The sequence below is a fragment of the Amycolatopsis sp. NPDC114503 genome, from assembly GCF_055633655.1.
Genome location: NZ_JBVKDT010000006.1, coordinates 265,617 through 284,946, shown reverse-complemented (window position 1 = coordinate 284,946; position 19,330 = coordinate 265,617). Strand labels below are relative to the sequence as shown.

The window sequence follows — 19,330 nt, the reverse complement described above, 5'->3', positions numbered from 1 at the left end:
GGGTGATCGCGGGAGCGCTTCTGCTACTTAGTGCGCAGCCAGTCCTGCACCAGCACTGCCGCCCGTTCTCGCAGCAGGTCCGCGGCGTGGGCACGGGCATAGTCCAGCGACGGCGCGTGGTCGATCAGCGCACTGCTGCCGACGACTCCCAAGCCGGCCAGCGCGTCCGCGTCCAGCTGGATCCGTCCGGCGAGCACCAGCAGCGGGATGCCCGTCCGCCCGGCGCGAGCCGCGATGCCCGCCGGGGCCTTGCCGGACAGTGATTGTTCGTCTAGCGAACCCTCGCCGGTGATCACTAGGTCGGCACCGGTCAGCGCGGCATCGACGCCGGTCAATGCGGCGATCAGGTCGAAGCCGGACTCGACTGTCGCACCGAACCCCGCGATCGCGCCCGCCGCGACACCTCCGCCGGCACCGGCTCCGGGGACGTCGGAGACGTCCGGCGTGCCAGCCTGCACAAGCGCCTTCGCCCAGTGCGACAGTGCTTCGTCGAGCGCTTGGACGTCGTCCGGGGAAGCACCCTTTTGCGGGCCGAAGACGGCCGCCGCCCCGTTCGCGCCTAGCAGCGGATTCGTCACGTCTGTCGCGACCACGACCGGCACCTCGCCCAGTCGTTCCCGCACCGGACTCAGGTCGACGCGCGCGACTTGCGTCAGCGACCCGCCGCCGAGACCGACTGGCGCACCGGACGCGTCGAGGATTCCAGCACCCAGCGCGGCCAGCATCCCGGCACCGCCGTCGGTGCTCGCGGTGCCGCCGACGGTCAGCACGAGCCGCCGCGCCCCGCGGGCGAGGGCGTCGTTCAGCAACTCGCCGACGCCCCACGTGTGTGCGGCGAGCGCGACTTCCCGGCTCGGCGTCACGAACTCGATGCCGCACGCGCGCGCCGATTCGACGTACGCCGTGTCGCCGAGCAGCACGTACCGCGCCTCGACTGGTTCGTCGAGCGGGCCTCGCACCGGCAACCGCACCATCGAGCCGCCCGCGTTCTCGAGCACCTCCAGCGTTCCTTCGCCGCCGTCGGCGACCGGGCACGCGGAGATCTCGGCGTCCGGCAACGCGTCCCGCACGCCGTGCGCGATCGCTTCTGTCACCTCGACCGCGGTCAGGCTTCCTTTGAACTTGTCCGGTGCGATCACGACCCGGGTCATCGGCCCACCTCCGTCAGCGGCTCGGCGCCGGCGAGCACCGAGACGACGTTGCGCGCGGCCAGCACCGCCATCGCCGTCCGCGTTTCCACCGTCGCCGATCCGAGGTGCGGCGTCAGCACCACGTCGTCGCGGTCCAGCAGTCGCGGCTCGACGTCCGGCTCCTTCTCGAACACATCCAGCGCCGCACCCGCGATCTCGCCGGCTTCGAGCGCGTCGGCCAGCGCCGACTCGTCGACCACCGGACCGCGCGTGGTGTTCACGAGGTACGCACTCGGTTTCATCGCCCGCAACGCGTCCGCGTCGACAAGGTGCCGGGTCTCGGGAGTCAGCGGACAGTGCAGCGACACGAAGTCGGAACGCCGCAGCAGTTCGCCGAACGACACGAACTCGCCGTCGAAATCCGGCTTCGCCGACCGTCCGGAGTAGACGACCCGCATCCCGAACGCCGCCGCCCGCTTCGCCACCGCGCGGCCGATCTGGCCGAGCCCGACGATGCCGAGCGTCTTGCCCTGCAAGCCGGACCCGAGCAGGAAACCGAGGTGGAACGACCACGGCTGCCGTGCGCGCAGCAAACGTTCGCCTTCGCCGAGCCGCCGCGAGACGGCCAGCAGCAATCCGAACGCGAGATCCGCGGTGGCGTCGGTGAGCACGCCTGGCGTGTTGGCGACCACGACGCCGCGGTCCGCCAGTGCACTGACGTCCACGTTGTCGTAGCCCACCGCGACGTTGGCGACGACCTTCAGTTCCGGGCCCGCCGCGTCCGCGACTGAGCCGTCGATCCGGTCGTGCAGCATCGACACCACCGCGGCCGATCCGGCGACGAACTTTCGCAGTTCCTCGGGCGTGAGCGGCCGGTCCTCAGACGAGATTTCGACTTCGCCTGCCTCGCCGAGCACCTGCACGGCCTCGTCCGGGATCCAGCGGGTGACAGCGATCTTCGGCATGCGGAGCAGCCTAATGCCGACCGTGCCGCCCGGGCGAGGTTCGCGGCGCGCTCACCGCCGGACACTCGCCTGAGCTGCGACGGAGCGTCCAACCGCGACAGAACGCCGCCGACGCGGACAGTGCCCGAATTCCGCATTGCGGTACCACGCAACGAAATTCCGGTCTGCCGCCGACTGCACCGCTCTGTCTCGCCGCGAAACCCGTTCGCCGACTCCCAGCGCACCGTGTTGTCTTATCGCATCACCTCATCCCTCTCGAAGCTCGCAAACCTTGCGTTGTCTTGTGTCGTCTGTCCGGACGTCCGCTTCACCCTTTGGCACTCCCGCGGGCGGCCGGACCGTGCTATGTTCATATGTAGAACTTCTGTGCGCTATGCGAACACGCTAGCACGGAACGGCGGAAGCAACAAAGATCCAGACGGAAGGGCTCGTGATGGCAAGGGTGCTGTCGCTCGGCGAGGCGATCGCCGAGCTGGTGCACGACGGAGACACCGTCGCTCTCGAGGGCTTCACGCACCTCATCCCGGTGGCGGCCGGGCACGAGATCATCCGTCAGGGCAGGCGGAACCTCACGCTCGTGCGGATGACGCCGGACATCGTCTACGACCAGCTCATCGGCGCGGGCTGCGCGAGCAAGCTGATCTTCTCCTGGGGCGGCAACCCCGGGGTCGGCTCGCTGCACCGGTTCCGCGACGCGGTGCAGCACTCGTGGCCGGCGCCGCTGGAGATCGAGGAACACAGTCACGCGGGCATGGCGAACCGTTATGTCGCAGGCGCTTCCGGGCTGCCGTTCGCCGTGCTGCGCGGCTACACCGGCACCGATCTGCCCGCGCAGACGGACACGATCAAGCCGATCACCTGCCCGTTCACCGGCGAGCAGCTCACCGCGGTGCCCGCGCTGAACCCGGACGTCACGATCGTGCACGCGCAGCGCGCCGACCGGGCGGGCAACGTCCAGCTGTGGGGCATCGCAGGCGTGCAGAAGGAAGCGGTGCTGGCGGCGAAGCGGTCGCTGGTCACCGTGGAGGAGGTCGTCGACGAGCTGAAGCCCCGTCCTGGCGCGCTCGTTCTTCCGTCCTGGGCGGTCACCGCGGTGGCCGAGGTGCCGCGCGGCGCGGCGCCCTCGTACGCCGCTGGGTACTACGAGCGGGACAACGCCGCGTACCAGGCGTGGGACGAGATCGGCCGGGACCGCGAGGAATTCGCCAAGTGGCTGAACGACTTGACCGGGGTGAAGGCATGAGCGAGTACACCGCTGACGAGATGATGAGCATCGCCGCGGCGCGCGCGCTCGGCGAGGGCATGTCGTGTTTCGTCGGGATCGGATTGCCGAGCACGGCGGCCAACCTGGCCCGCCGCACGCACGCCCCGAACCTCACGCTGATCTACGAATCAGGTTGTCTCGGCGCGAAACCGAGCAGGCTGCCGCTGTCGATCGGCGACGGCGAGCTGGCCGACACCGCCGACGCGGTCGTCAGCGTGCCTGAGGTGTTCAACTACTGGCTGCAGCCCGGCCGGATCGACGTCGGGTTCCTCGGCGCGGCGCAGCTCGACAAGTTCGGCAACATCAACACTACGGTCATCGGTTCCGACTACCACGATCCGAAGGTGCGCCTTCCCGGCGCGGGCGGGGCGCCGGAGATCGCCGCGTCCTGCAAGGAAGTGTTCGTCGTGCTGCGCCAGAGCAAGCGCACCTTCGTGGACAAGGTCGACTTCGTGACGTCGTTCGGCCACGGCGCCGGGCGCGGGGACCGGGAACGGCTTGGCCTGCGCGGAGCCGGGCCGACTCTCGTGGTCACCGACCTCGGCCTGATGCGGCCCGATCCGGAAACTGCGGAACTCACGCTCACCGAACTGCACCCCGGGATCGAGCTGGAACAGGTCGTGGAAGCGACGGGGTGGACACTGAAGGCGGCCGCGGACCTCAAGACCACCCCCGCGCCCACCGAACGCGAACTGACTCTGCTCCGTGAACTGAAGAAGGCCGGCGAATGAGCGACGCTTACGTACTCGACGCGATCCGCACTCCCTTCGGGCGCTACGGCGGCGCTCTCTCCGGAGTGCGCCCTGACGACCTGGCCGCGGGCGTGCTCCGTGCGCTGGCCGAGCGCAACGGGCTCGATCCGTCCACTGTGGACGAAGTGGTGCTCGGCGACGCCAACGGCGCGGGCGAAGACAACCGGAACGTGGCACGGATGGCCGCGCTCCTCGCGGGCTGGCCGACGTCGGTTCCCGGTGCGACGGTGAACCGGCTGTGCGGGTCCGGCGTCGAGGCGGCCATGCAGGCGAGCCGGGCGATCCAGGTCGGCGACGCTTCGCTCGTGGTCGCGGGCGGCGTCGAGTCGATGAGCCGCTCGCCGCTGGTGATGCCGAAGCCGGACAAGGCTTTCCCGGCTGGCAACCAGACGCTGTACAACACGGCGCTCGGCTGGCGGATGGTCAACCCGGCGATGCCGTCGCAGTGGACCGTTTCCCTCGGCGAGTCCACCGAACTGCTCGCCGAGCGCTACGGCATCAGCCGGGACGAGCAGGACGCGTTCGCCGCGCGCAGTCACGCGAACGCCGCGCGGGCGTGGGACGAGGGCTTCTACGACGACCACGTGGTTCCGGTGGAAGGCGTCGAACTCACCCGGGACGAGGGCATCCGGCCGGACTCCATGCCCGAGAAGCTCGCGAAGCTGAAAACGGTGTTCCGCAAGGAAAACGGCACCGTCACGGCAGGGAACGCGTCGCCGCTGAACGACGGTGCGTCGGCTTTGCTGCTCGGTGACGCGGCCGCGGCCGAGCGGCTCGGCACGACGCCGCTGGCCCGGATCGCCGGCCGCGGTGCCGCGGGAGTCGACCCGGACGTGTTCGGGATCGGCCCGGTGCGCGCGGCGGAGATCGCGCTCGAACGGGCGGGCATCGGCTGGAACGACGTCGCCGCGGTGGAACTCAACGAGGCGTTCGCAGCACAGTCGTTGGCCTGCCTGAAAGAATGGTCGAAGCTCGACCCGGAGATCGTCAACGTCAACGGCGGGGCCATCGCGATCGGGCACCCGCTCGGCGCGTCCGGCGGCCGGATCATCGGCGCGCTGGCGCATCAGCTCCGCCGCACCGGCGGTCGCTGGGGCCTCGCGGCGATCTGCATCGGCGTCGGCCAGGGTCTCGCAGTCGTGCTCGAGAATCGCTGAGAAAGGGGAGGCATCGTGGCCACACCGACCGACCGGCGCCTGCCGCAGTACCGGCCTGATCCGGACGGCACCCACCCGCCGCTCGACTACGCGCCGTACCGTTCCACCGCGCTGCGGCATCCGACGCAGCCGCTGGTCCTGCTGCCGCAGATGCTCACCGAGGTCACCGGTCCGCTGCTCGGCCCGGGGCGGCTCGGCGAACTCGACAACGACCTCACCCGGCAGCACGCGGGCGAGCCGCAGGGCCAGCGGATCATCGTCACCGGCAGGCTTCTCGACGGCGACGCGCGGCCGATCCGCAACTCGCTCGTGGAGATCTGGCAGGCCAACGCGGGCGGGCGCTACCGGCACACCGGCGACCGCTGGCCGTCCCCGCTCGACCCGAACTTCGACGGGCTCGGCCGCACGCTGACCGACGACGACGGGCGCTACGAGTTCACCACCATCAAACCCGGCGCGTACCCGTGGAAGAACCACGACAACGCGTGGCGTCCCGCGCACATCCACTTCTCGGTGTTCGGCTCGGCGTTCACCCAGCGGCTGGTCACCCAGATGTACTTCCCGGACGACCCGCTGTTCTCGCAGGACCCGATCTTCAACTCCATTCCGGACGAGAAGGCGCGGCAGCGGATGATCTCCCGGTTCGACCTGGACCGCACCGAGGAGGAATGGGCGCTGGCGTTCCAGTTCGACATCGTGGTGCGCGGGCGCGAACAGTCGGTGTTCGAGGACGAGGAGGAGGACGAGTGAGGCTCGAAGGCACTCCCTCGCAGACCGTCGGGCCGTACCTGTCCATCGGACTGCCGTGGGACGACGGGCCGTTCGTGGTTCCGGAAGGCACCGAAGGCGCGGTGTGGATCCGCGGCGGGGTGTACGACGGCGCGGGCAACCCGGTTCCGGACGCGATGATCGAGACGTGGCAGGCGGATCCGGACGGCGGGTTCGACCACCCCGACGATCCGCGCGGCAAGCCGGGCGCGCCGTTCCGCGGGTTCGGCCGGTGTCCCACCGACGAACAAGGCCAATACCGGATTCTCACCCTGCTGCCCGGAATCGTGCCGGACGCGTCCGGGGCTTCTCAGGCGCGGCACATCGACGTGTCGGTGTTCGCCCGCGGGCTGCTGAACCGGGTCGTCACGCGCATTTACTTCGAGGACCAGGACAACGCTGGCGACGCAGTCCTGGCGAGCGTGCCCGAGGAGCGGCGGGACACGTTGCTGGCCAAGAAAGACGGCACCGGCTATCGGTTCGACGTGCGTTTGCAAGGCGAAGGCGAGACGGTGTTCTTCACGGTCTGACCGGCCGTGTCCATTGTGGAGGTTCAAGCGTGAGCAGTGTCCGGGTGCACCGGGTAGTCGAAGGCCCGGCGACGGGTCCGGTGGTGGTGTTCTCCAACTCGATCGGCAGCGACCACCGGATGTGGGAGCCGCAGGTCGCGCCGCTGACCGAACGCGGATTCCGTGTGGTCCGGTACGACACGCGCGGCCACGGGTCGTCGCCGGTGCCGCCGGGGCCGTACGACCTGGCCGATTTGGGCGGCGACGTGCTGGGGCTGCTCGACGACCTCGGCGTCGAGCGCGCGCACTTCGTCGGCCTGTCGCTCGGCGGGATGACCGGGATGTGGCTCGGCGCGCACGCCGCGGACCGGTTGGCGAGCCTCACCCTGTGCTGCACGTCAGCGCTGCTCGGACCGCCCGAGATGTGGGCCGACCGTGCGCGCCTCGTGCGGGCCGAGGGCACTGGGGCGGTCGCGGAAGCGAGTGTCGGGCGCTGGGTCACGGCGGATTACGCGCAGGCGCATCCGGACCAGGTCGCGTACCTGCGCGAGATGGTCGAAGCTCAGCCCGACGAGGGGTATGCCGGGTGTTGCGAGGTGATCGAGCGGATGGACCTCACCGGCGACCTGCCGAAGATCGCCGTCCCGACCCTGGTGATCGCTGGCGCTGACGACCCGTCGACGCCCGCCGAGCCGCACGGGCGGGTCATCGCGGACGGAATCCCCGGAGCCCGGCTCGAGGTCGTCGCCTCCGCCGCGCACCTGGGCAGCTACGAACAGCCGGACGAATTCACCCGGCTGATCCTCGAGCGGATCACGGAGGAACAGTGACCGGAGACCGCTACGAGGCAGGCATGCGGGTGCGCCGCGAGGTGCTCGGCGACGAGCATGTGGACCGGGCGGTCGCGCGGACCACCGAGTTCAGCAAGCCGTTCCAGGAGTACATCACCGAAGCGGCGTGGGGTTCGGTCTGGACGCGCGACGGCCTCGACCGGCGGACCCGAAGCTGCATCACGCTGGCCGCGCTCACCGCGCTGCACTGCCACGACGAGCTGGCCATGCACGTCCGCGCGGCGGTGCGCAACGGGCTTACCGCGGACGAGATCCGCGAGGTCCTGCTCCACACCGGCGTATACGCGGGAGTGCCAGCGGCGAACACGGCGATCGGGATCGCCCAGCGCGTCCTCGCCGAACTGGGAGAACCCACCGCCCAGCCGCCGGCCGGATAGGGTTCGCCGCATGGAATCCGACGACCAGGCCGAACGCGGCGCGCACCACGTGCAGTCGCTGGAACGCGGGCTGGCGGTGATCAAGGCGTTCAGCGCCGAGGCACCGCACCCGACGCTCAGTGACGTCGCGCGCGTCACCGGGCTGACCCGCGCGGCCGCCCGCCGGTTTCTGCTGACGCTCGTGGACCTCGGGTACGTTCGCACCGACGGCAAGTACTTCTCGCTCACCGCGCGCGTGCTGGAACTCGGCTACGCCTATCTGTCCAGCCTGAGCCTGGCCGAGATCTCGCAACCGCACCTGGAGCGGTTGTCGGCGGAAGTGCACGAGTCGAGTTCTGTGTCGGTGCTGGAGATCGCTGACATCGTGTACGTCGCGCGCGTCGCGGTGTCGCGGATCATGACGGTGAGCATCAACGTCGGCACGCGGTTCCCCGCGCACGCCACCTCGATGGGGCACGTGCTGCTCGCCGACATGGACAGGACTGAACTCAACGCTTACTTCATCGTCGCCGACCTCAACCAGCTGACCGCGCGCACGCTCACCCAGCGCGCCGCGCTCGAGGCCGAGCTGGCCCAGGTCCGGGAGCAGGGCTGGGCGATGGTCGACCAGGAACTCGAAGAAGGCCTGCGCTCGGTCGCCGCGCCGATCCGCAACCGGAAGGGCCGCGCGGTCGCCGCGGTGAACATCTCTACGCACGCGAGCCGGACGCCGGTGGACGTCGTCCGGACTCAGTTCGTTCCGCCGCTGCTCGAGACCGCGGCTGCCATTTCGGCAGAGCTCGCCGCTGTCGCGCCCGGGCGAGCGGCGCAGGGCTGAGGAGCGGGGATGTCGGAACCGGTTGCCGGACTGCTGCTCGCCGCCGGAGCGGGGCGGCGGTTCGGCGGGCCCAAAGCGCTGGTCGAGTACGACGGCGAACCGCTGGTTCAGCGGGCGGTCCGGAACCTGGTCGAGGCCGGGTGCGCCTCGGTGCGAGTGGTCGTCGGCGCGTCGGCTGAGCAGGTCCGGGAGCTGCTGCCGCCGGAGGTGACTTCGGTGCCTGCCGCGCGGTGGCAGGACGGGATGGGGGAGTCGCTGAAGGCCGGGCTCGAATCGCTGACGGGGGAGTCGGCGGTGGCGGTGCTGGTGCACCTGGTGGATCTGCCGTGGGTGCCTGCCGAGGCGCTCGCGCGGATCGTCGGGGAGGCTTCCGAGGACGCGGTCGTCCGGGCGGCTTACCAGGGGGTTCCTGGGCATCCGGTGTTGTTCGGGCGACGCTGGTGGGGTGAGGTCGCGGGTTCGGCGAGCGGCGACCGCGGGGCGCGGGAGTGGTTGCGCGGACGGTCTGACGTGCGGCTTGTCGAGTGCGGGGATCTCGGTAGCGGCAGCGATGTCGATCGGCCCGGGGATCTGGCTGGGCCTGGGGCGGAGCGGCGATGAACGGTGCGCGCGCGAGGTCTGGCTGGGGTTCTTCGGTCTGTCTCGTCGGGATGGCGTCGACGCAGGGCTGGGTGATGACGGGCTTGCGGTGACCTGGGCGCGTTGCTGGATCTGGGCGAGTTTCCCGTCCGGGCAGGGGCTGGAGTCCAGGTCGGACTGTGTCGTGCCGCCGAGGCGGCTGGATTCGTCTCCGGCCTGGCGGTGAACGGCGCTGAATCTGCGGCGACCCGGCTTGCGGCTGAGCAGTGCCGGATCGCAGTCCGGGCGGCGGCGAACGGCGAACCTGGCGGTCGCAGATCTACGATCGGGGATGTGACAGAGTCCCTCTCCTCGCCCGACGCGCTCGCGGCTGCCCTCGACACCACCGGTTACCTCGCCGACGAGGGGCTGGCCACCGCGGGATTCCTCGCGACCCAGATGCAGCGACCGCTCTTCTGCGAGGGCGAGCCGGGCACCGGGAAGACGTCGCTGGCGCTCGCATTGGCCGAGGCGTTGCAGTGGCCGTTGGTGCGACTTCAGTGTCACGAGGGCATCGACGCCGCGCAGGCTCTCTACGAATGGGACTTCCCCCGTCAGCTGCTGCACCTGCGCGCTCTCGAAGCGGCCGACGGCGGACGGCTCGACGCGGAAACCGCCGAGCGCTCGCTGTACACGGAGCGGTTCTTGCTCGCGCGTCCTCTGCTGCAGGCGCTCACTACGACGCCGTGCGTGCTGCTTGTGGACGAGATCGACCGTGCTGACGATGAGTTCGAAGCGTTTCTCTTGCAGCTGCTGGACGAATACACCGTCACGATCCCGGAGTACGGCGAGGTGCGTGCCGAACAGCCGCCGCTGGTCGTGCTGACGTCCAACCGGACTCGCGAGGTGCACGACGCGCTCAAGCGGCGGTGCCTTTACCACTGGCTTGAGCATCCGGACCTTGCTCGTGAGATCAGCATCCTGCGCCGCCGGTTGCCCGGGATCGGCGAGACGCTCGCCCGGCAGATCGCCGACGCGGTGCACCGGCTGCGGACGATGGACCTTCTCAAACCGCCGGGCGTCGCCGAATCCCTTGACTGGGCGCGGGCTTTGCTCGCGCTCCAGCGCGACGAACTGGACGCCGCGACGGCCGCGCGCACCCTCGGTGCGGTGCTGAAGTACAGCGAGGATCTCGACCGGGTGCGGGCGAAGCTGGACACCCTGTTCTCCTGAGCATGCGTCCACTGTGGACGGTTGGGTAATTCCGTTGCGGCGGGGTGCCGGATCGGGCATGCTTGGAGCATCACTGGATGACTTCGCCGACTTCACTGATTTTTGTGCCTGTGACTGTTGACTGTGCCGGAAGGAGGGCTCGTGACCGACTTCGTCCGGAGTGCCCTCCTGGTGCTCCGCTGAGTTCCGTTCTTTCCTGAAGGTTCCGCGCGCCCGCCTTGTGCTACCGGGGCTGGCCGCTGCGCGCAACCACGGTCCGCGCACGCTGTCCCGGAGGCGGGACGGCGTGCGCGGCCGCCCTTTGTCGGGGCCGTGGTTGGCGCGGGCTTCGGGGCTTTGGTGCGGCGTAGTGCTGGGCCGCGCGAGCTGAGGCGACTGGGGAGTTGGCGCGGCGTAGTGCTGCGCCCGGTCGAGTTGAGGCGACTGGGGAGTTGGCGCGGCGTAGTGCTGCGCCCGGTCGAGTTGAGGCGGCTGCGGAAGTGGCGCGGCGTAATGCTGGGCTGGTCGAGCTGAGTCGGCTGGGGAGTTGGCGCGGCGTAGTGCTGGGCTGGTCGAGTTGAGGCGGCTGGGACCGTGATGCCGGGCCGGTTGGGCTGAGTCGGCTGAGGAGTTGGTGCGGCGTAATGCTGCGCCCGGTTGAGCTGGGGCAGCTGCGGAAGTTGGTGCAGCCTCGGCTTGGGCTGGGGAGCGGGATGCTCGCGGGTTTCTGCGCGGGCCCTGCCGTGCTGTCTTGTGCTCGGTGTGGGCAAGGGATCTTGGAGTGTTGCTCGGCGGGCGGTGCTGGGTTCACGAACGTTGGTCCGGTGGAGTGCGCCAGCGAAAGCTGGACGGAACGGTCCACAGGCCTCGTGGCGTGGCGAGTTTGCGCGAGACGGAACATCTGCGCGGCCGACGCGGTTGACGCTGGAATGGCGGTGCGGAGGAACACTGGCGAGCTGGAGCAGCTCAAGCCGGAACCGTCGCGCGCCCAAGAACCGCCGCATGCCCAAGAACTTCGGCCCAGTCAAGAACGTCCGCGCGATCAAAGAGCTCTGTATGGCCAGAAACCTCTGCGCCCCAAGATCACTGCCGACAACCGGCACCCTGTGACCGGACGACCGCACCTCACTGTGGCCGAACCGGTCGCTGCCAGGGCGCGTGGAGAACGTCTGGGCAAAGCCGGATCGGCTGTCGCGGCGCGGGTTTCGGCATTGGGGTCACAATGGGGGACATGAACACCCAAGTCGCTGACCCGCTCGCTGGTTACGCGGGGTTCGCGGCGGCGTTGCGCGAGGCGGGCGTCGCCTGTGACGCGCGGCGGGTGCAGGCCTACTTGTCCGGGGTGGCGAAGGTCGATATTGCTCGGCCGACGCAGCTCTACTGGGTCGGCCGCTTGACCCTGTGCTCCGATCCCGACGACCTGCCTCGCTACGAGGAAGCTTTCGCGCGGTGGTTCGAAGGGGACGACAGTCCTAGGGCGACCGCCGGGACTCCGGTGCGGAAGCAGGCGCGGATCGCTCCTCTCATCGCGGCTGGCGGCGAGGGCGACAGCACCCAGGAATCTCACGACACGCTCCGGGTCGCGGCCAGCGATCACGAGGTTCTCCGGCATCGGGATCTCGCCGAGCTCACCAAGGCTGAGCGGGCGCATTTGCGGGAGTTGCTCGCGACGCTGCGGCCGGTGCTGCCCCGGCGGCGGGCGGCGCGGCGGACGCCTTCGCATCGCGGTGCGCTTGATCCGGCGCGGACTTTGCGGGCCATGCTCGCGTCCGGGGGCGAGCCCGTTCGGCTGGCGCATTATCGCCGGGGGACGCGGGCGCGGAAAGTCGTGTTGCTGATCGACGTTTCCGGTTCGATGAGCCCGTATGCCGACGCGTTGCTGCGGTTCGCGCACGTCGTCGCGCGGGCGGCGCCGATGTCGGTCGAGGTGTTTACGCTGGGTACCCGGATGACGCGGGTTTCTCGTCAGCTCAGGCAGCGCGATCCGGAGCAGGCGATGCTCGCCGCTGGCAGCGCGGTGCCTGATTTCGCTGGTGGGACGCGGCTTGGCGAGACGCTTCGGGTGTTTCTCGACCGATGGGGGCAGCGCGGATTCGCGCGACGCGCGGTAGTCACCGTGTTCTCCGACGGGTGGGAACGCGGCGACGTCAGCTTGCTCGCCGAACAGCTCGGCCGGCTGCGTCGTCTCGCGCACGCCGTATTCTGGGTGAATCCGCACGCAGGGCGCGAGGGTTATGCTCCGGTCCAATCCGGCATCGTGGCCGCCCTGCCGCACATCGACCGGTTGCTGGCCGGGCACAGCCTGGCGACGTTGGAACGACTCCTCGGGGAGATTGCCGATGCGTGACGTACTGGACGACGTGTACCGCCGCTGGCAGGCGGGCGAAACGGTCGGGCTCGGCACGGTGGTGGCCACGTTTTCGTCGGCGCCGCGGGCGCCGGGCGCGTCGATGATGGTCGCGCCGGACGGCACGGTCGTCGGGAGCGTCTCCGGCGGCTGCGTCGAGGGCGCGGTCTACGAGCTGGCCAACGACGTCGTCGCCGAGCGGAAGCCGGTTTTGCAGCGCTACGGCGTCAGCGACGACGACGCCTTCGCGGTCGGGCTGACCTGCGGCGGGATCATCGACATCTACGTCGAGCCGGTGGACCGCGCTTCGATGCCGGAGCTGGAGCGCGTCGTCGAGTCGGTGCGCAGCGGCGAACCGGTCGCGGTCGTCACGATCGTGGAGCACGAGACGCCGGGACTGGTCGGCGAGCACATGATCGTGTGGCCGGATCGGGTCGAGGGGTCCCTTGGCTCGTCCCGGATGGACGATGCCGTCGCCGACGACGCGCGCGGGCTTCTCGCCGCTGGACGCACCGGGACGCTCCACTACGGACCGGACGGGCAGCGCCGCGGCGAGGGCATGGCGGTTTTCGTGAACTCCTTCGAACCGCCGCCGCGACTGCTGGTGTTCGGTGCCATCGACTTCGCTGCCGCGATGGCACGGATGGGTGCTTATCTCGGGTATCAGGTGACGGTCTGCGACGCGCGTCCGGTGTTCGCGACCAGCAGCCGGTTCCCGGAGGCGCACGACGTGGTCGTCGACTGGCCGCACCGCTACCTGAAGGCCGAGGCCGACGCGGGACGGGTCGACGCGCGGACGGCGATCGCGGTTCTGACGCACGATCCGAAGTTCGACGTGCCGCTGCTGGAGGTGGCGTTGCGGCTCGACGTCGGGTACGTCGGCGCGATGGGTTCGCGCAAGACGCACGACGACCGGTTCGCGCGGCTTCGCGAGGCGGGGATCACCGAGGGCGAGCTGGAACGCCTGTCGTCGCCGATCGGCCTCGACCTCGGCGCGCGCACGCCGGAGGAGACGGCCGTGTCGATCGCGGCGGAGATCATCGCGCTGCGCTGGAGCGGGACCGGGCGACGACTGGCCGCGTTGACCGGGCGGATTCACAGCTGACCGGGGCGAGGCAGCTGAAAGACGGGCGCTGCCTGGGCTCGGATTGGACGCCTAGTGCTGCGCACCGGGCACGCGGCATGCGCCTGAGAGGACCCGGGGCTCGGCGGCGGTGTCGGGAAGTGCGGTGCCGGGGCGGGCCCGTTCCGGCTGGGCTTGGGAACTTTGCCGGGGAGACGAACGGCGTATTCCCGGCGATAGCGGTGGGGCGGTAGCCGTCGGGAAGTGCGGTGCCAGGGCGGGCCCGTTCCGGCTGGGCTTGGGAACTTTGCCGGGGAGGCGAATGGCGTATCTCCGGCGATAGCGGTGGGGCGATAGCCGTCGGGAAGTGCGGCACCGGGGCGGGCCCGCTCCGGCCGGGACCTGGGAGCGAACAGCGTATCCCCGGCGACAGCGGCGCGGCAGTAGCCGCCAGGACGTCCGGCACCAGCCAGAACCGTCCAGTCCGAGATCAGGCAACCGTGCCGGGCAGCCGGAACGGCCCCCAGCGCCAGCGCAATCCGCCGGGAAAACCCCTTCCAGCAACGAAACCCGGTGAACCCCCGACCCGAAACCCGGCCCTCACGGGAAGATCCGCCCACCACCCCGGACCGCCGAAAAATCACCCGTCCGGCTTCACGCATCTGCGCATCGAAAGCACCAAAAACCCCCGCATCTGCGGAACCATCCCGGCGACGTGCGACATCAGGACTTGTCCGCGCGCGAAAGGCGTAGCACGCTCGCCTGTGAGGCCGATCACGATCGCGCCTTGGCCGTTCCCGAACCGGCCCGCCGCCTCCGCCGGGGCTGGCGGGCATTTGCACTTGGAGGCCTTTGATGCGCATCACCGTCACTGTCGACGGCACGAAATACACCGATGACGTCGAGCCGCGCACCCTGCTCGTCCACTACTTACGGGAACGCGTCGGGAAGGTGGGCACCGTCGTCGGGTGCGACACCAGCAACTGCGGCGCGTGCACCGTCCATCTCGACGGGCACAGCGTGAAATCCTGTTCCGTCCTCGCCGTGCAGGCCGACGGATGCGAGGTCACCACCGTCGAGGGGCTGGCCCGCGACGGCCGGCTGCACCCGGTCCAGCAGGCGTTCCACGACAATCACGCGCTGCAGTGCGGGTTCTGCACGCCGGGCATGATCATGCAGTCCATCGACCTGCTGGCCGACAACCCGGATCCGGACGAGCAGGCCGTCCGCGAGGGGCTCGAGGGCAATCTTTGCCGTTGCACCGGTTACCAGAACATCGTGAAGGCGGTTCGCGACGCCGCCAAGCACATGAGTCCCGGTGCGGGGCCGGACGCCGAGAAGATCGATCAGCCCAACCACGTCGGCGTGGGTGGTGAATGATGACTGCCACGATCGAGCCTGAGGTAGGAAAATCCCGGCGCCGCAAGGAAGACGAGCGGCTGATCACCGGACGCACCCGGTGGACGGACAACATCGTGTTGCCCGGGATGCTGCATCTCGCGGTGCTCCGCAGTCCGCTGGCGCACGCGAAGATCGTTTCTATCGACACCTCCGCGGCCAAGGAAGCCGCTGGCGTCGTAGCCGTTTACACCGCCGCTGACCTCGACCCCGAGGGTGCGATCGGCATGCCGTGCGCGTGGCCGATCACGCCGGACATGGCTGCGCCGCGGCGTCCGATCCTGGCTGCGGATCGGGTGAATTTCGCTGGCGAGGGCGTGGCCGTGGTGGTCGCGCGGTCGTCTGCGGAGGCGCATGACGCGCTCGAGGCGATCGAGGTCGAGTACGAAGACCTGCCGCCAGTTCTCGACTTGGAAGCCGCGCTCGCCGAAGACGCGCCGCTCGTGCACGAGGAGTTGGGCAGCAACAAGAACGCGCTCTGGGTTTTCGATTCGGCTGAGGCGGGCACCGGCGGCAATGTCGAGGAAGCACTGTCCTCTTCGGAGATCGTGCTGAAGCGGCGGTTCCGCCAGCAGCGCCTGGTGCCCGCATTCATGGAGCCGCGCGCGTGCGTGGTCGACCCGACCGGCGCGCAGCTGACCATGTGGTCGGCCACTCAGGTGCCGCACATCCTGCGCGTGATGTCCGCGCTGACGCTGGGCATCCCCGAGCACAAGCTGCGCGTGATCGCTCCGGACGTCGGCGGCGGGTTCGGCGGCAAGATCGGCGTGCTGCCCGAGGAAATGATGTCCGTGCTGATCGCGAACAAGCTCGGCAAACCGGTGAAGTGGAACGAATCCCGGTCCGAGACGATGCTCGCCGCGCACCACGGCCGCGACCAGATCCAGGACATCACGATCTCCGCCAAGGCCGACGGCACGGTCACCGGGCTCAAGGTCGAACTGCTCGCCAACCTCGGCGCGTACAACGGCCTGGTCGGGCCGGGCGTGCCGATTCTCGGCGCGTTCATGTTCAACGCGATCTACAAGATCCCGGCGTACCACTTCGCCTGCACCAACGTGTTCACCACGACCACGCTCACCGACGCCTATCGCGGCGCCGGGCGTCCGGAAGCGACGTTCGCGATCGAGCGGATCATGGACGAGCTGGCCGACGAGCTGGGCATGGACCCGGTGGAGCTGCGCGAAAAGAACTGGATCAAGCACGAGGAATTCCCGTTCACCACGGTCTGCGGGCTCACCTACGACTCCGGCAACTACGAGGCCGCGACCGAGAAGGCGAAAGAACTCTTCGGCTACGACGCGCTGCGCCGCGAGCAGAAGGAACGCCGCGAGGCGAACGATCCGGTGCAGCTCGGCATCGGGATTTCGACGTTCACCGAAATGTGCGGGCTCGCGCCGTCGCGGGTGCTGGGATCGCTCGATTACGGCGCTGGCGGCTGGGAATACGCCTCGCTGCGGATGTTGCCGACCGGCAAGGTCGAGGTGACGACGGGTGCGTCGGCGCACGGCCAGGGGCACGAGACGGCGTGGAGCCAGATCGTCGCCGACCAGCTGGGTGTGTCCTTCGAGGACGTCGAGGTGCTGCACGGCGACACGCAGTCCTCGCACAAGGGCCTCGACACTTACGGCTCGCGTTCGCTGGTCGTCGGCGGTATCGCGATCGTCAAGGCGGCCGAGAAGGTCGTCGCGAAGGCGAAGCCCATCGCCGCGCATCTGCTGGAGTGTTCGGAGGACGACCTCGAGTACTCCGGCGGCAAGTTCACCGTAAAGGGCACGGATTCGTCGACGACCATCCAGGACATCGCGCTCGCGGTGTTCGCCGCGCACAACCTGCCGGACGGCGTCGAACCGTCGCTCGATTCCGACGCCACTTTCGACCCGGAGAATTTCTCCTTCCCTCACGGCACGCACCTGTGTGCGGCCGAAGTGGACACTGAAACGGGCCAGGTGAAACTGCGTTCGTACGTCTGCGTGGACGACGTCGGCAAGGTGGTCAACCCGCTGATCGTCGAAGGCCAGGTGCACGGCGGGCTCGCCCAGGGCATCGCGCAGGCGTTGTTCGAGGAGGCCGTGCACGACGAGAGCGGCACGCTCACCACCGGCACGTTCGCCGACTATCTGCTGCCCTCGGCGGCTGACCTGCCGTCGTTCACCACGGACCGCACGGAAACGCCGTCGACCACGAACCCGTTGGGAGCCAAGGGAGTCGGCGAGGCGGGCACGATCGCTTCGACGCCTGCCGTGGTCAACGCGGTGGTCGACGCGGTGCGCCAGTTCGGGGTGAACGACATCGAAATGCCGCTCACGCCGATGCGCGTGTGGAACGCGGTGCGTAACGGCACCTCCAATGCCGGCGGACCCGGCGGCGAGGCCGGCGGCGGTCTCGGTTCGATCGACGCTTCCGGAGGTGCCCAGTGATCCCGGCTCCGTTCGACTACGTCGCTCCGTCCACGGTGGACGAAGCCGTGCAGGCGCTCGCCGCGGCGGGCGAGGACGCCAAGGTGCTGGCGGGCGGGCAAAGCCTGCTGCCGGTGCTGCGGATGCGGCTCGCCGCGCCGACCACGCTGGTCGACCTCGGCAAAGTCGCCGAAATGCGCGGAGTGCGCGAGGACGGCGACGCGCTCGTGGTCGGTGCGATGACGACGCATTACGAGGTCCAGCGCGACCCATTGATCGCCGAGCACGCCGCGTTGGTGAAAGAAGCGACCGACACTGTCGCGGATCCGCAGGTGCGCCACCGCGGCACGTTCGGCGGCGCGATCGCGCACGCGGACCCGGCTGGCGACCTGCTGGCTCCGGTTCTCGCGCTGGACGGCGAGCTGGTACTCGCCGGTCCGAACGGGCGCCGCACGGTCTCGGCGGCGGAGTTCTTCCAGGACTACTTCACCACCGCACTGGCCCCGGACGAGCTGCTCGTCGAGGTGCGGTTGCCCAAGCACACCGGCTGGCGGGCGCACTACGAGAAATTCAACCGGGTCGCGCAAGCCTGGTCGATGTGCGCGGTGGCGGCCACCGTGCGCACCGAGGGCGGCGTGATCGAGGAAGCCCGGGTGGCGTTGACGAACATGGGCGCGACACCGGTCCGGGCGACTGGCGTCGAGCAGGCGTTGCTCGGCGCGCAGGCCAACGCGGAGACGATCCGGGCGGCCGCCGCGCACGCGGCCGAGGGCACCAACCCGGTCGCGGACGGCAATTCCGACGTCGAATACCGGCAGCACCTCGCGCGGGTGCTGACTGGGCGTGCCGTCGCGGCGGCGGTGGGCGCCTAGCTGACCAGCCGTGAAGGACTCCTTGGGGGAATCTGATTCCCCCAAGGAGTCCTTCACGCCAACGGTGACCGGGAGACGGCCGTAAGGTGGACGGCAACGGCTCGACGCAGTGTGCAGGAGAGGAGGTCGGCCCGTGCGGCTCGACCACGAATTCACCGTCCCCGCCCCGATCGGGGAGGTCTGGCAAGCCGTCATCGACCCGGAGCGGGTCGCCCCGTGCATGCCGGGCGCCTCGCTCACCAAGGTGGAGGGCGACACCTTCGCGGGCACGGTGAAGGTCAAGCTGGGGCCGATTTCGCTGCTGTACAAGGGAACTGGCGAGTTCCTGGAGAAGGACGAGGCGGCCCGCAAGGTCGTCATCAAGGCGTCCGGCAAGGACTCGCGCGGCGGCGGCACCGCGGCCGCGACGGTCACCCTCACGCTCACCGAGCGCGACGGCGGAACGCACGGCGCGGTCGCCACCGACCTGGCGATCACCGGACGTCCGGCGCAGTTCGGGCGCGGGCTGATCTCCGAGGTCGGCGGCAAGATCCTGGACACCTTCGCGGGGAACCTCGCGGCCTCGCTGGAGACTCCGGCCAAGGAGGCCGAGGCCCCGGCTCCGGCTGCGGCTTCGAAGGACAAGGCTGAAGAGAAGCCCGCCGAGAAACCCGCTGAAGCACCCGCCGCCGAGGATAAGCCGGTCGCCGCCGAGAAGCCTGCCGCCGAGGAGAAGCCGCATCTGCGGAGCGTTCCGGCAGGCGGTTCGACCGGCGAGACCGAGGCGATCGACCTGCTCGACTACGCCGGGCAGTCCGTCGCGAAGCGGCTCGCCCCGGTCGCCGCGGGCGCGGTCGTGCTGCTGATCGTGCTGGCCATCGTGCGGAAGCTGCGCCGCCGCTGACTGGCCAG

Annotated in this window: 18 protein-coding genes; 16 read left to right on the top strand and 2 right to left on the bottom strand. The window is 69.6% G+C overall.

Annotation, left to right across the window (positions count from 1 at the left end; genetic code table 11):
• Nucleotides 1-23: 23 nt before the first annotated feature.
• Nucleotides 24-1,151 (bottom strand): glycerate kinase, encoded by a 1,128-nt coding sequence (locus ACZ7OI_RS26765; protein ID WP_470266918.1) that lies wholly within the window; start codon nt 1,149-1,151, stop codon nt 24-26.
• Nucleotides 1,148-2,095 carry a 2-hydroxyacid dehydrogenase gene (locus ACZ7OI_RS26760; protein ID WP_470266917.1) on the bottom strand — a complete coding sequence of 316 codons (948 nt, stop codon included), beginning with the start codon at nt 2,093-2,095 and terminating at the stop codon, nt 1,148-1,150. The genes ACZ7OI_RS26765 and ACZ7OI_RS26760 overlap by 4 nt, the downstream gene beginning before the upstream one ends.
• Before the next feature lie 433 nt (nt 2,096-2,528).
• Here ACZ7OI_RS26760 and ACZ7OI_RS26755 point away from each other — a divergent pair, with 433 nt between their 5' ends.
• The 16 genes from ACZ7OI_RS26755 to ACZ7OI_RS26680 all read left to right on the top strand — a co-directional run bounded on the left by ACZ7OI_RS26755 (nt 2,529) and on the right by ACZ7OI_RS26680 (nt 19,322).
• Complete coding sequence (locus ACZ7OI_RS26755; RefSeq protein WP_470266916.1) at nt 2,529-3,338, top strand: CoA transferase subunit A; 810 nt, start codon at nt 2,529-2,531, stop codon at nt 3,336-3,338.
• Entirely contained in the window at nt 3,335-4,090 is a 756-nt protein-coding gene (locus ACZ7OI_RS26750; RefSeq protein WP_470266915.1) for a CoA-transferase subunit beta, read from the top strand. The genes ACZ7OI_RS26755 and ACZ7OI_RS26750 overlap by 4 nt, the downstream gene beginning before the upstream one ends.
• Nucleotides 4,087-5,268, top strand: a complete 1,182-nt coding sequence (locus tag ACZ7OI_RS26745) for a thiolase family protein (RefSeq protein ID WP_470266914.1) — start codon at nt 4,087-4,089, stop codon at nt 5,266-5,268. Before ACZ7OI_RS26750 ends, ACZ7OI_RS26745 begins: the two co-directional genes overlap by 4 nt.
• A gap of 15 nt (nt 5,269-5,283) precedes the next feature.
• Complete coding sequence (gene pcaH, locus ACZ7OI_RS26740) at nt 5,284-6,018, top strand: protocatechuate 3,4-dioxygenase subunit beta (RefSeq protein ID WP_470266913.1); 735 nt, start codon at nt 5,284-5,286, stop codon at nt 6,016-6,018.
• Nucleotides 6,015-6,566 (top strand): protocatechuate 3,4-dioxygenase subunit alpha, encoded by a 552-nt coding sequence (pcaG, locus tag ACZ7OI_RS26735; RefSeq protein ID WP_470266912.1) that lies wholly within the window; start codon nt 6,015-6,017, stop codon nt 6,564-6,566. Before pcaH ends, pcaG begins: the two co-directional genes overlap by 4 nt.
• A 29-nt stretch (nt 6,567-6,595) precedes the next feature.
• Nucleotides 6,596-7,375 carry a 3-oxoadipate enol-lactonase gene (pcaD, locus tag ACZ7OI_RS26730; RefSeq protein ID WP_470266911.1) on the top strand — a complete coding sequence of 260 codons (780 nt, stop codon included), beginning with the start codon at nt 6,596-6,598 and terminating at the stop codon, nt 7,373-7,375.
• Nucleotides 7,372-7,773, top strand: a complete 402-nt coding sequence (pcaC, locus tag ACZ7OI_RS26725; protein ID WP_009074285.1) for a 4-carboxymuconolactone decarboxylase — start codon at nt 7,372-7,374, stop codon at nt 7,771-7,773. Before pcaD ends, pcaC begins: the two co-directional genes overlap by 4 nt.
• Nucleotides 7,774-7,783: 10 nt before the next feature.
• Nucleotides 7,784-8,590 carry an IclR family transcriptional regulator domain-containing protein gene (locus ACZ7OI_RS26720; protein ID WP_470266910.1) on the top strand — a complete coding sequence of 269 codons (807 nt, stop codon included), beginning with the start codon at nt 7,784-7,786 and terminating at the stop codon, nt 8,588-8,590.
• A 9-nt stretch (nt 8,591-8,599) separates the two neighbouring features.
• The gene (locus tag ACZ7OI_RS26715) at nt 8,600-9,190 is read left to right on the top strand and encodes a nucleotidyltransferase family protein (protein WP_470266909.1); all 591 of its coding nucleotides are present in this window, start codon (nt 8,600-8,602) and stop codon (nt 9,188-9,190) included.
• Between the two features lie 312 nt (nt 9,191-9,502).
• Nucleotides 9,503-10,381 (top strand): AAA family ATPase, encoded by an 879-nt coding sequence (locus tag ACZ7OI_RS26710; RefSeq protein WP_470266908.1) that lies wholly within the window; start codon nt 9,503-9,505, stop codon nt 10,379-10,381.
• A 1,210-nt stretch (nt 10,382-11,591) separates the two neighbouring features.
• Nucleotides 11,592-12,707, top strand: coding sequence for a vWA domain-containing protein (locus ACZ7OI_RS26705; RefSeq protein WP_470266907.1), 1,116 nt, complete (start codon nt 11,592-11,594; stop codon nt 12,705-12,707).
• Nucleotides 12,700-13,812 carry an XdhC family protein gene (locus ACZ7OI_RS26700; protein WP_470266906.1) on the top strand — a complete coding sequence of 371 codons (1,113 nt, stop codon included), beginning with the start codon at nt 12,700-12,702 and terminating at the stop codon, nt 13,810-13,812. Before ACZ7OI_RS26705 ends, ACZ7OI_RS26700 begins: the two co-directional genes overlap by 8 nt.
• An 813-nt stretch (nt 13,813-14,625) precedes the next feature.
• Nucleotides 14,626-15,150, top strand: a complete 525-nt coding sequence (locus ACZ7OI_RS26695; protein WP_470266905.1) for a (2Fe-2S)-binding protein — start codon at nt 14,626-14,628, stop codon at nt 15,148-15,150.
• Nucleotides 15,150-17,588: a xanthine dehydrogenase family protein molybdopterin-binding subunit gene (locus ACZ7OI_RS26690; RefSeq protein ID WP_470266904.1), complete on the top strand. Its 2,439-nt coding sequence runs from the start codon at nt 15,150-15,152 to the stop codon at nt 17,586-17,588. Before ACZ7OI_RS26695 ends, ACZ7OI_RS26690 begins: the two co-directional genes overlap by 1 nt.
• Complete coding sequence (locus ACZ7OI_RS26685; protein WP_370939524.1) at nt 17,585-18,439, top strand: FAD binding domain-containing protein; 855 nt, start codon at nt 17,585-17,587, stop codon at nt 18,437-18,439. The genes ACZ7OI_RS26690 and ACZ7OI_RS26685 overlap by 4 nt, the downstream gene beginning before the upstream one ends.
• Before the next feature lie 133 nt (nt 18,440-18,572).
• Nucleotides 18,573-19,322, top strand: coding sequence for an SRPBCC family protein (locus tag ACZ7OI_RS26680; protein ID WP_470266903.1), 750 nt, complete (start codon nt 18,573-18,575; stop codon nt 19,320-19,322).
• Nucleotides 19,323-19,330 lie beyond the last annotated feature (8 nt).

Bases quoted from the DNA above. Each gene is read 5' to 3' on its own strand.
- ACZ7OI_RS26765 (WP_470266918.1), bottom strand. From the start codon at position 1,151: ATGACCCGGGTCGTGATCGCACCGGACAAGTTCAAAGGAAGCCTGACC.
- ACZ7OI_RS26760 (WP_470266917.1), bottom strand. From the start codon at position 2,095: ATGCCGAAGATCGCTGTCACCCGCTGGATCCCGGACGAGGCCGTGCAG.
- ACZ7OI_RS26755 (WP_470266916.1), top strand. From the start codon at position 2,529: ATGGCAAGGGTGCTGTCGCTCGGCGAGGCGATCGCCGAGCTGGTGCAC.
- ACZ7OI_RS26750 (WP_470266915.1), top strand. From the start codon at position 3,335: ATGAGCGAGTACACCGCTGACGAGATGATGAGCATCGCCGCGGCGCGC.
- ACZ7OI_RS26745 (WP_470266914.1), top strand. From the start codon at position 4,087: ATGAGCGACGCTTACGTACTCGACGCGATCCGCACTCCCTTCGGGCGC.
- ACZ7OI_RS26720 (WP_470266910.1), top strand. From the start codon at position 7,784: ATGGAATCCGACGACCAGGCCGAACGCGGCGCGCACCACGTGCAGTCG.
- ACZ7OI_RS26715 (WP_470266909.1), top strand. From the start codon at position 8,600: ATGTCGGAACCGGTTGCCGGACTGCTGCTCGCCGCCGGAGCGGGGCGG.
- ACZ7OI_RS26705 (WP_470266907.1), top strand. From the start codon at position 11,592: ATGAACACCCAAGTCGCTGACCCGCTCGCTGGTTACGCGGGGTTCGCG.
- ACZ7OI_RS26700 (WP_470266906.1), top strand. From the start codon at position 12,700: ATGCGTGACGTACTGGACGACGTGTACCGCCGCTGGCAGGCGGGCGAA.
- ACZ7OI_RS26695 (WP_470266905.1), top strand. From the start codon at position 14,626: ATGCGCATCACCGTCACTGTCGACGGCACGAAATACACCGATGACGTC.
- ACZ7OI_RS26690 (WP_470266904.1), top strand. From the start codon at position 15,150: ATGACTGCCACGATCGAGCCTGAGGTAGGAAAATCCCGGCGCCGCAAG.